Here is a 10,895-nt window from a genome sequence, read left to right on the forward strand (position 1 = left end):
GAAGCCGCTGCTGAGTGAGCGCTTCCGAAGGAGACCAGCAATGCCCGACTTAGTGGTAATCGTAGCGGCGCGCCGCACACCCATCGGCAGTTTCCAGGGTGGTCTTTCGCCATTGAGCGCAGTCGATCTCGGCGCCGCGGCAAATCGTGCGGCGCTGGCGGACAGCAAGGTCGAGGCCGCGCAAATCAGCGAAGTCGTCTCCGGTTGCGTATTGCCGGCCGGTCTCGGCCAGGCGCCCGCCAGGCAGGCGGCGCTGGCCGCGGGTTTGCCCGAATCGATCCCCTGCACGACCATCAACAAAGTCTGCGGCTCGGGAATGAAAGCCGCGACACTTGGCCACGACATGATCCGCGCGGGCAGCGCCGATATCGTTCTCGCCGGCGGCATGGAATCGATGAGCAACGCCCCGTACCTGTTGCCAAGAGCCAGGTCCGGCTATCGCATGGGTCATCAGCAAGCGCTGGATCACATGTTTTTCGATGGCCTGCAGAACCCGTATGACGGCAACATGATGGGCCACTTTGCGGAGATGTGCGTCGACAAATATGGTTTCACGCGAGAACAGCAGGATGCATACACGATCGAATCCGTGACCCGCGCGATCGATGCCGTGGAATCCGGTCGCTTTCGCGATGAAGTCACGCCGCTGACCATCAAGACACGCAAGGGCGAAACCGTCGTCGAAAACGATGAAGAACCCTTTAACTGTGACCTGGAAAAAATTCCCACGATGCGGCCGGCGTTCAAGCGCGATGGCGGCACCGTCACCGCGGCCAGTTCATCGTCGATTTCCGATGGCGCCGCTGCGCTGGTGCTGATGGCCGCGTCCGAGGCCGAAAAACGAGGGCTGGAACCGCTGGCGAGCATCGTCGATCACGGCGGTTTTGCCCATGCGCCCGAATGGTTTACCACCGCACCGGTCAGCGCGATCGCGAATCTGCAAGAGAAAATCGGCTGGCGGGTCGAGGATGTGGATCTTTACGAAATCAACGAAGCGTTTGCCTGTGTCGCGATGGCGCCGATCAAGGAGCTGGGCATCCCGCACGAAAAACTGAACGTCAACGGCGGCGCCTGCGCGCTGGGCCACCCGATCGGCGCGACCGGCGCCAGGATCCTCGTCACGCTGATTCATGCCTTGCGCAATCGCGGCCTGAAACGCGGTATCGCGGCCTTGTGTATCGGCGGCGGCGAAGCCACGGCTGTCGCGGTCGAAGTGCCCTGATCCCGTAGGCCTCGCTCATCCATGCCCGTCATCAAAAGCAAGATCGATACCAGCAGCCAGGTTTTCAAAACCAACCGGGAGGCGATGCTGGCGCAGGTCGGGGATCTGCAAACCACCTGCGAAAAAATCGCGCTTGGCGGTAGTGCAAGGGCCAGGGAAAAGCACCTCGCACGCGGCAAACTCCTGCCCCGGCAACGTATCGAGGCCCTGCTGGATGAAGGCTCGGCGTTCCTCGAACTGTCGCAACTGGCTGCCTACGGGCAGTACGACGACCAGGCTCCCTGCGCGGGGCTGATCACCGGTATCGGGCGGGTCAATGGCCATGAAGTGGTCGTGGTGGCCAATGACGCGACCGTCAAAGGCGGCACCTATTACCCGATGACCGTAAAAAAACATTTACGCGCCCAGGAAATCGCGCTGGAAAACAGATTGCCTTGCGTTTACCTGGTGGACTCCGGCGGCGCCTTCTTACCCATGCAGGATGAAGTTTTCCCGGACCGCGATCATTTTGGCCGGATTTTCTATAACCAGGCGCAATTATCGGCCCGCGGCATACCGCAGATCGCCGTGGTACTCGGATCCTGTACCGCCGGTGGCGCCTATGTGCCGGCCATGTGCGACGAAGCCATCATCGTGCGTAACCAGGGCACGATTTTTCTTGGCGGGCCGCCACTGGTCAAAGCGGCCACCGGCGAAATCGTCGATGCCGAAGAACTCGGCGGCGGCGATGTGCATACCCGGATTTCGGGAGTCGCCGATTATCTTGCGGATAACGACGGCCACGCCCTGTCGATCGCCAGGGACATCGTCGGCAGCCTGAACCGGATCAAATGCCATGGCCTGCAGACCCGTGAGGTCGCCGATCCGCATTACGACGCGGAGGAAATCTACGGCATTATCCCGACCGATACGCGTTACCCTTACGACATTCGGGAAGTCATTGCCCGGCTGGTGGACGCTTCCCAATTCCAGGAATTCAAGGCCCTGTATGGAAAATCGCTGGTCTGCGGCTTTGCCCATCTGCACGGATACCCGATCGGCATCGTCGCCAACAACGGCATCCTGTTTTCCGAATCGGCGCTCAAGGGCGCGCATTTCATACAGCTTTGCAATCGCCGGGGCATCCCGCTGGTGTTCTTGCAGAACATCACCGGGTTTATGGTCGGCAAGAAATATGAACACGCCGGTATCGCCAAGGACGGGGCGAAAATGGTCAACGCGGTCGCCTGTGCGATGGTGCCAAAATTCACCGTCATTATCGGCGGCAGTTTTGGCGCCGGCAATTACGCGATGTGTGGCCGCGCCTATGGCGGACGCTTCCTGTGGATGTGGCCGAACGCGCGGATCTCGGTCATGGGGGGCGAGCAGGCCGCCGGCGTGCTGGCAACCGTGAAACGCGACGGCATGGAACGCCGCGGCGAGAAATGGGCCGCACGAGACGAGGCAGACTTCAAGAACCAGATAGCGGCCCAGTACGAAAGCCAGGGACATCCTTATTACGCAAGTTCGAGACTATGGGACGACGGCATCATCGACCCGCTCGATACGCGGCGGGTGCTCGGGCTGGCGATCTCGGCGGCCCTCAATGCGCCGGTCGGCGCCGATGACGGCTACGCCATTTTCCGGATGTGACGACGATGCCCGGACCGGCCAGCATACTGAAAGGCATGGACGATCGTGGCGTGTTGACGCTGACGCTGAATCGCCCACGGCTGCACAACGCTTTTGACGATGCCCTGATCGCCGAACTGACCGGCGAGTTGCTGAATGCAAACCGTGACCAATCGGTCAAGATCGTGATCCTGACTGGCGCGGGCCAGTCCTTCAGCGCGGGTGGCGACCTGAACTGGATGCGCTCGATGGCAGCGCTCGACGAAGCGGAAAATATCGAAGACGCGCTGGCGCTGGCCGAAATGCTCAGCGTTTTGAATGGCCTCGATAAACCCACCATTGCCAAGGTCAATGGCCACGCGTTCGGTGGCGGCGTAGGTCTGATCGCATGCTGCGATATCGCGATTGCCGCCGACCATATCAAGATGGCGCTGACCGAGGTCCGGCTGGGACTGATCCCGGCCGTCATCTCGCCTTATGTCATCGCGGCGATCGGCCCGCGCCAGGCGCGGCGGCTGTTTCTCACCGCGCAGGCTATCGATGCCTCGGAAGCCAGGTCGTGCGGCCTGGTTCATGTGTGCACGCCGGCCGATCGGCTGGACGAGACGGTGACAAAGCAAGTGCGCATGTTGCTCAAAGGCGGTCCGCGGGCGCTAGCGGCATGCAAGTCCCTGATCGCCGAAGTCGCCGGCGCGGGCCGGGGCAACGCAGCGCAACTGAAACGCCGCACCGCCGAAATCATCGCGCAGCTTCGGGTCTCCGCCGAGGGCCAGGAAGGCTTGTCGGCTTTCCTGGAGAAAAGACCTGCGAGCTGGGATACGGAAAAATAATCGATGATCAGCCGCTTGCTCATCGCCAATCGTGGCGAGATCGCCTGTCGCATTATCCGCAGCTGCCGTCGCCTGGGCATCACGACGATCGCCGTTTTTTCGGCGGCGGACCGGCGGGCGTTGCATGTACGGCTGGCGGACGAGTCCGTGCATATCGGCGCCGCGCCCGCTGCCGATTCCTACTTGAATATTGAAAGCCTGCTCGCCGCGGCCAAAGCCAGCCGGGCCGACGCGGTTCATCCCGGTTATGGGTTCCTCTCGGAAAATGCCGAATTCGCGCGTCAGTGCAAAAAGGACGGCCTGATTTTCGTCGGGCCGGAAGCGGAAACCATCGCCAGCATGGGCAACAAGGACATCGCCAAAACGATCATGGAAAAAGCCGGTGTTCCGGTGGTCCCTGGGTATCATGGCGAGCTACAAACCGACCAGGGATTGCAAAAAGAAGCCCGGCGCATCGGTTGGCCGGTCATGATCAAGCCCTGTGCCGGTGGCGGCGGCAAAGGCATGCGTGTCGTCCGCGAAGAAAGCGCTTTTGCCGAGGCGTTGCACGCCGCGCGCCGGGAGGCGCGGAGCAGCTTTGGCGATGACCGCGTGCTGCTCGAGAAATTCCTGGAAAATCCCCGTCACGTCGAAGTCCAGGTTTTCGCGGACACCCATGGCAATATCGTCCATCTGTTCGAACGCGAGTGTTCGATTCAGCGCCGCTATCAGAAAATCATCGAAGAAGCGCCCTGCCCCTCGGTGGCCGACGATATGCGCAGGGCAATGACCGCCGCGGCAATAACAGCCGCCCGCGCAGTTGGCTACCAAAACGCCGGCACCGTCGAATTCATTCTTGATCGGGATGGCCGGTTTTTTTTCATGGAAATGAATACCCGCCTGCAAGTCGAACATCCGGTCACCGAAATGATTACCGGCCTGGACCTGGTCGAATGGCAACTGCGCGTCGCCAGTGGCGAAGAACTGCCGCTGACCCAGGAGCAAATTACTTGCGACGGCCATGCCATCGAAGCCCGGATCTATGCAGAAAACCCGTACCGCGATTTTCTACCGGCCACTGGCACGGTGGAAGCCTTTGTCTACCCGCCACAGGAAAACGGTTTGCGCGTCGATAGCGGGATTACAGACGGCGACCGGATCGGTATTCATTACGACCCGCTGCAGGCCAAGCTGATCGTGCATGACAAGTCCCGCCGTGCGGCGACCAAGAAACTGCGGGCCAGCCTGGCGCGTACCGCCTTGTTTGGCGTCAGCAACAACCTTCCTCTGCTCCGTGGAATCGCGGCGTCGGAGATTTTTGCCAGCGCCGGCATGGACACCGGCTACCTGGACAACCACCTGGCCGATGTCTTGACGGACCAGGCCACGCCACCCGCGATCCTCGCGATCGCCGCGGTCGTTTCTCTCGAACACAGGAATCACGCCGCGAGCATTGGCAGCTTGCGTGGCGGACAGGATGCCGGCTCACCCTGGCACAACCCGGACGCCTGGCGTCTGGGGGGAACAGCCGGTTCATTGCTCCGCTTTCACGATGGCCACGGGCCCGGGGCCGGCGTTCGCGTTTTGCCCGCCGCTGCCGCGGACAGCCATTGCTGCTATTTCGCTGACGATCGCCTTGCGCTGAGCGTCACAGAGAACACTGCGCCGGCTGAGCCAGGCCCCGATTGGCGGGAATCGGTCTGGCAGGTCGAAGGACAGGAGATCGCGGCCACGATCATTTGCCGCGGCCCATGGCTGCAGCTTTGCGCCGATGGCCAGTGCCATGAATTGCGGCGTCTGAATCCATACTTGTCGGAACCAGGAAGCACGGATGACGATGCTCACCCAGGCTCGCCATTACCGGGTAAAATTGTTGCCCTGCTGGTCGCTGAAGGCGACCGGGTCGAAACGGGCGACAAACTGCTGGTACTCGAGGGGATGAAAATGGAATACACGCTGCTTGCCCGAACCGCCGGCACGGTCGAAAAAATCCTTTACCGTGAAGGCGATATCGTCGAGGCGGAGGTCGCGCTTATCGATATCCAGGCAGATGAGGCAGCCATTGAATAATTTTCCCGAATCGGTTCGCGTCGTCGAAGTCTCGGCGCGCGACGGTCTGCAAAACGAGAAACAGGCATTGCCGGCAGCCGTCAAGATCGAGCTGATCGACCGCCTCGGCGCATGCGGCCTGTCGACGATCGAAGTCAGCAGTTTTGTCAGCCCGCGATGGGTTCCGCAACTTGCCGACGCCGCCGAAGTCATGGCCGGCATCAGTAAAAAGCCGGACGTTCGCTACCCGGTGCTGGTGCCCAACGCACAGGGGATGCAGCGTGCCATCGCTGCCGGCGCCAGCGAGGTGGCGGTATTTGCCGCCGCATCGGAAACCTTCAGCCTAAAGAACAGCAATGCCGGTATCGCAGAATCGCTGCAAAGGATCGCAGCGGTGATACGCCTGGCAAAAGAAAACGGGATGCCGGTGCGTGGCTACCTGTCCTGCGTACTCGGTTGTCCTTACGAAGGCGATATCAGCGCGTCCGTGGTGGCCGGGCTCGCAGAACGCCTGGCCGGCCTGGGTTGTTATGAAATTTCGCTCGGCGACACCATCGGCGCGGGGACCCCGCTGGCGGCCCGGGACATGCTGGCGGCCGTGGCCGAAAAGGTGGCCATGGACAAGCTGGCGATTCATTTCCACGATACCCGGGGCCAGGCGCTGGCCAGCATTTTTGCGTGCCTCGAACTGGGGGTGTCGGTAATCGATGCTTCCGTTGCCGGCCTCGGCGGCTGCCCGTACGCCAAAGGTGCGAGCGGTAACGTCGCCAGCGAGGACCTGGTATACCTGCTGCATGGAATGGCGATTCGGACGGGCATCGATCTCGACGCACTCACCGATGCCGGGCTTTTTATCTGCCGGCACCTGGACAGGATGCCCGGCAGCCGCCTCGGTCAGATTGCCTGGCGGCAACAACACTAATCATCAACCCTTGCTACAGGAACAACTATGCAAATCAGTAAAGCAAAGGCAATCGTCACCGGTGGCGCTTCGGGCCTGGGGCTGGCCACCGCCAGAAAAATAGTCGACGCGGGCGGCCAGGTCACCTTGTTCGATATCAACTCCGAACAAGGTGACGCGGCGGCCAGCGACCTGGGTGCGGCCTGTGCGTTCATCGCCACCGATGTCAGTTCAGAGGCAGCGGTCAACAAAGCCGTGGCGCAAGCGGCCAAGGATATGGCTGGCGTCAACATGCTGGTCAACTGCGCGGGCATACTCGGGGCCGGCCGGGTACTGGGTCGCGATGGCCCGATGGCGGGTGAACTTTTCAGCAAGGTCATCCAGGTCAACCTGATCGGCTCGTTCCTGATGGCCAAGGCCGCCGCGGATGCCATGCAGCACAATGAGCCGAACGAGGAAGGCGAGCGTGGCGTGATCATCAGCACGGCATCGGTCGCCGCCTTCGAAGGACAGATCGGACAGGCGGCTTATGCGGCTTCGAAAGCCGGCGTTGCCGGCATGGCCTTGCCCATTGCCAGGGAGTTTTCGCGTATCGGCGTACGCGTAATGACCATTGCGCCGGGGATATTCATGACCCCGATGATGGAGGGAATGCCGGAAAAGGTTCAGCAGTCGCTGGCCGCGCAAGTGCCGTTTCCACCGCGCCTGGGCAGACCCGATGAATTTGCCGACCTGGTGGTCTATATTTTCGGCAACACGATGCTCAACGGCGAAACCATCCGGCTGGATGGGGCGATCCGGATGCAGGCGAAATAGACCAAGAAATATGGAAAGCGCACGCGACATCATGGAATACGAGGTGGCGATCGTCGGGGCCGGCCCGGCCGGGCTCGCCTGCGCGATACGCCTGAAACAGCTAAAACCGGAACTCGATGTCTGCGTCCTCGAAAAAGGCGCCGAAGCCGGTGCGCACCTGCTGTCGGGCGCCATCCTCGAACCCGCGGCTCTCGATGAATTGTTGCCGGAATGGCGGCGGGAATTTACCGCAACCTGCGTGGCGGCAAGCACGGACCGGTTCGTGCTGTTGACCAAAAAGCGCAGGATACCGCTGCCGCTGCCACCCCAGATGAACAACCATGGCAACTTTATCGTGTCGTTGAACGAGCTTGGCGCGTGGCTGGCGGCAAAGGCCGAAGCGTTGGGTGTCGACGTTTTCCCGGGGTTCGCCGGCAACGAATTGCTGTATGACCCGGACGATCGCGTAAGCGGAGTCAGGGTCGGCGACATGGGCCGTCAGGCGGATGGTTCCGAGGGGCCCAACTTCGCGGCCGGCGTCGATATTCATTGCCGGCTGACCGTGCTGGCCGAAGGCTGCCACGGCAGCATGGCCAAAGGATTGATCGCCAAGTTTTCGCTGGACCGCGACTGCGACCCGCAGACTTACGGCCTGGGGTTCAAGGAGCTTTGGCAGCTACCCGATGGCCGCGGCAAACCAGGCCATATCCTGCACAGCGTGGGCTGGCCGCTGGATGGCGACGTCTATGGCGGCAGTTTCGTTTACCACCTCGATATGGACCGGGTCTATGTCGGCTTCGTCGTCGGGCTCGATTACCGCGACCCGGAGTTTGCCCCCTTCGAGGCGTTTCAGCAGTTCAAGCATCACCCGATGATGAGAAAACTGCTCGCGGGCGCGGAACTGGTCTCGGCTGGCGCCCGCGCCATCGTCGAAGGCGGCTGGCAATCCATGCCGCGCCTGGAAACGCCGGGCGCGATGCTGGTCGGCGATGCCGGGGGCATGCTGAACGTGCCGAAAATCAAGGGGATCCACATGGCGCTGCGCAGCGGCATGCTGGCGGCCCAGCACTACCTCGAGCGCGGCGACAGCCAGGGCTTTGACGCCCGCTTCAGGCATTCGCCGAGCGGCCTGGAACTGAAAAAAGTCAGGAACATCCGCCCGGGCTTCAACCAGGGATTCTGGGTTGGGCTGGCCAATGCAGCGCTGGAGACCGTGACCGCCGGGCGCATGCCTTACACCCTGAGAAACCACGCTGACCACAGCGCATTGCGAAAACTGGATGAGTACAAGTCGCCACAGCGCCGCTGGGTCAAACGCGAGTTGCCGCCGCGCGACCAGTTGGCGTCGGTTTATTTCTCGGCGACCGATCACGATGAGAACCAGCCGGTGCATCTGCATGTTGCCGACACCGACATCTGCATAACTCGCTGCGCCGAGGAATTCGGTAATCCGTGCACGCGATTTTGTCCGGTCGGGGTCTACGAAATCGTCAGCGACGATGCGGGCAAGCGCCTGCAGATCAACGCGGCGAATTGCGTCCATTGCAAGGCCTGCGATATCAAGGACCCCTATGGCATTATCGACTGGGTGCCGCCGGAAGGCGGCTCAGGCCCCAATTACCATGGCTTGTGAACATTCGCAGGCAAGCACCAGGAGACCCCGCTGATGGCCGGATTTAACAAGGTAGTCGCCACCTACGATGAAGCCCTGGCGGGTCTGAGCGACGGCATGACGGTCATGGTCGGCGGTTTCGGCCTGTGCGGCATCCCCGAAGGCCTGATCCAGAAAGTCAAGGATATGGGCATCAAGGAACTCACCTGTATTTCTAACAATGCCGGGGTCGATGGTTTCGCGCTCGGCAAGTGGCTGGAAGGCCGCCAGATAAAAACCATGATCGGCTCCTATGTCGGTGAAAACGCCTTGTTCGAGCGATTGTTCATATCGGGAGAAATGGAAGTCATCCTGACGCCGCAGGGCACGCTGGCGGAAAAAATCCGTGCCGGCGGCGCCGGCATACCCGCTTTTTATACCGCAACCGGTTATGGCACGGATGTCGCCAAGGGCAAAGACACGCGCGAATTCAACGGGCGCAACTATGTGCTCGAGGAGTCGCTGACCGCGGATTATTCGCTGGTCAAGGCGTGGAAGGCAGACACCATGGGCAACCTCGTCTATCGAATGACGGCGCAGAATTTCAACCCGATGATGGCGACCGCCGGCAAGATCACCGTGGCGGAAGTCGAGGAAATCGTCGAACCGGGAGAACTGGACCCGGAGCACATCCATACGCCCGGAATCTTCGTCCAGCGCCTGATCAAAGGTACGTTTGAGAAGCGTATCGAACAACGAACCATCCGCAGCGCCTGATGATATGAAGGATAGATAATGGCACTAAGCAGAGTACAGATTGCCCAGCGGGTCGCGTCCGAGTTACGCGATGGTTATTACGTCAACCTGGGCATCGGGATCCCAACGCTGGTCGCCAACTACATTCCGGCGGACATCGAGGTCATGCTGCAATCGGAGAACGGCTTGCTGGGCATGGGCCCGTTCCCGCTCGATGAGGAAGTCGATGCCGACCTGATCAACGCGGGCAAACAGACCGTGACGGCGATCACCGGCGCCGCCTATTTTTCATCGGCGGAAAGTTTCGCGATGATCCGCGGCGCCCATGTGGACCTGACGGTACTCGGTGCATTCGAAATCGATCAGAACGGCAGCATCGCGTCATGGATGATCCCCGGCAAACTGGTCAAGGGCATGGGCGGCGCCATGGACCTGGTCGCCGGAACCGAGAATATCGTCGTGACAATGACCCACGCCAGTAAATCGGGCCAGTCTAAACTGCTGGAATCGTGCACCCTGCCGCTGACCGGCGTGAACTGTATCCGCAAGGTCATTACCGATCTTGGCTACCTGGAAATCCACGACGGCGCGTTCCATTTGGTGGAACGGGCGCCGGGCGTATCGGTCGAGGAAATCCAGGAGAAAACGGCGGGCCGGTTGATCGTCGATGGCGACGTGCCGGAGATGCGGCTCGGCTGAGTCCGCCTGCCGATGGAAGCCAGCCCGACCCCCCGGGAGCGGTATGCACGAGCGCTGGAAGACCCGGACTTTGTCGCAGACGCCGCTCAGAAAAAGGCCATCGAGGCGCTGCATCGAATCTATCTGCAGTTGACCGCCGAACCGGCCTCGTTGTCGCCCTGGCGGCGGTTGCGCCTCGCGCTCTCTCGCAACACCGAAATCCCGCCCGTCCAAGGCCTTTACCTTTGGGGTGGAGTCGGCCGCGGCAAGACCCATCTGATGGACATGTTTTATCGTGCCCTGCCCTTCAGGCAAAAACAAAGACGCCACTTTCACCGTTTCATGTACGAATTGCACGCACAGCTAAAAAACCCCAAGCATCGTCAGGACCCGGTCAAAGATATCGCGGCGCAGATCGCCAAAGACACCCGGGTCATTTGTTTCGACGAGTTTTTCGTGTCCGATATCGCCGATGCAATGTTG

The 10,895-nt window shown here is 61.1% G+C and carries 10 protein-coding genes; all 10 read left to right on the forward strand.

Features of this window, described 5'->3' with window-relative positions; all coding sequences use genetic code 11:
- Positions 1 to 40 precede the first annotated feature (40 nt).
- Positions 41 to 1,222: an acetyl-CoA C-acyltransferase gene (locus IIA05_09335; GenBank protein ID MCH9027303.1), complete on the forward strand. Its 1,182-nt coding sequence runs from the start codon at positions 41 to 43 to the stop codon at positions 1,220 to 1,222.
- A 21-nt stretch (positions 1,223 to 1,243) separates the two neighbouring features.
- Positions 1,244 to 2,854 (forward strand): methylcrotonoyl-CoA carboxylase, encoded by a 1,611-nt coding sequence (locus tag IIA05_09340; protein MCH9027304.1) that lies wholly within the window; start codon positions 1,244 to 1,246, stop codon positions 2,852 to 2,854.
- A 35-nt stretch (positions 2,855 to 2,889) separates the two neighbouring features.
- Positions 2,890 to 3,663, forward strand: coding sequence for an enoyl-CoA hydratase/isomerase family protein (locus IIA05_09345; protein ID MCH9027305.1), 774 nt, complete (start codon positions 2,890 to 2,892; stop codon positions 3,661 to 3,663).
- A gap of 3 nt (positions 3,664 to 3,666) precedes the next feature.
- Positions 3,667 to 5,712 (forward strand): acetyl-CoA carboxylase biotin carboxylase subunit, encoded by a 2,046-nt coding sequence (locus IIA05_09350; protein MCH9027306.1) that lies wholly within the window; start codon positions 3,667 to 3,669, stop codon positions 5,710 to 5,712.
- Entirely contained in the window at positions 5,693 to 6,613 is a 921-nt protein-coding gene (locus IIA05_09355; GenBank protein ID MCH9027307.1) for a hydroxymethylglutaryl-CoA lyase, read from the forward strand. Before IIA05_09350 ends, IIA05_09355 begins: the two co-directional genes overlap by 20 nt.
- Before the next feature lie 27 nt (positions 6,614 to 6,640).
- Positions 6,641 to 7,408, forward strand: coding sequence for an SDR family NAD(P)-dependent oxidoreductase (locus tag IIA05_09360; GenBank protein MCH9027308.1), 768 nt, complete (start codon positions 6,641 to 6,643; stop codon positions 7,406 to 7,408).
- Positions 7,380 to 9,020 carry an electron transfer flavoprotein-ubiquinone oxidoreductase gene (locus tag IIA05_09365; GenBank protein MCH9027309.1) on the forward strand — a complete coding sequence of 547 codons (1,641 nt, stop codon included), beginning with the start codon at positions 7,380 to 7,382 and terminating at the stop codon, positions 9,018 to 9,020. Before IIA05_09360 ends, IIA05_09365 begins: the two co-directional genes overlap by 29 nt.
- A 33-nt stretch (positions 9,021 to 9,053) precedes the next feature.
- Positions 9,054 to 9,755, forward strand: a complete 702-nt coding sequence (locus IIA05_09370) for a CoA transferase subunit A (GenBank protein MCH9027310.1) — start codon at positions 9,054 to 9,056, stop codon at positions 9,753 to 9,755.
- A gap of 18 nt (positions 9,756 to 9,773) precedes the next feature.
- The gene (locus IIA05_09375) at positions 9,774 to 10,433 is read left to right on the forward strand and encodes a CoA transferase subunit B (protein MCH9027311.1); all 660 of its coding nucleotides are present in this window, start codon (positions 9,774 to 9,776) and stop codon (positions 10,431 to 10,433) included.
- A gap of 12 nt (positions 10,434 to 10,445) precedes the next feature.
- Positions 10,446 to 10,895: cell division protein ZapE (gene zapE / locus IIA05_09380; GenBank protein ID MCH9027312.1), on the forward strand; the 450-nt coding region annotated here is incomplete at its 3' end.

This window comes from Pseudomonadota bacterium, assembly GCA_022572885.1.
Taxonomy (GTDB): Bacteria; Pseudomonadota; Gammaproteobacteria; order Steroidobacterales; family MnTg04; genus MnTg04.

What these genes read in the sequence shown, in the direction of transcription:
- IIA05_09355 (MCH9027307.1), top strand. Translation starts at nt 5,693, where the DNA reads ATGAGGCAGCCATTGAATAATTTTCCCGAATCGGTTCGCGTCGTCGAA.
- IIA05_09370 (MCH9027310.1), top strand. Translation starts at nt 9,054, where the DNA reads ATGGCCGGATTTAACAAGGTAGTCGCCACCTACGATGAAGCCCTGGCG.
- IIA05_09375 (MCH9027311.1), top strand. Translation starts at nt 9,774, where the DNA reads ATGGCACTAAGCAGAGTACAGATTGCCCAGCGGGTCGCGTCCGAGTTA.
- IIA05_09350 (MCH9027306.1), top strand. Translation starts at nt 3,667, where the DNA reads ATGATCAGCCGCTTGCTCATCGCCAATCGTGGCGAGATCGCCTGTCGC.
- IIA05_09360 (MCH9027308.1), top strand. Translation starts at nt 6,641, where the DNA reads ATGCAAATCAGTAAAGCAAAGGCAATCGTCACCGGTGGCGCTTCGGGC.
- IIA05_09340 (MCH9027304.1), top strand. Translation starts at nt 1,244, where the DNA reads ATGCCCGTCATCAAAAGCAAGATCGATACCAGCAGCCAGGTTTTCAAA.
- IIA05_09365 (MCH9027309.1), top strand. Translation starts at nt 7,380, where the DNA reads ATGGGGCGATCCGGATGCAGGCGAAATAGACCAAGAAATATGGAAAGC.
- IIA05_09345 (MCH9027305.1), top strand. Translation starts at nt 2,890, where the DNA reads ATGGACGATCGTGGCGTGTTGACGCTGACGCTGAATCGCCCACGGCTG.
- IIA05_09335 (MCH9027303.1), top strand. Translation starts at nt 41, where the DNA reads ATGCCCGACTTAGTGGTAATCGTAGCGGCGCGCCGCACACCCATCGGC.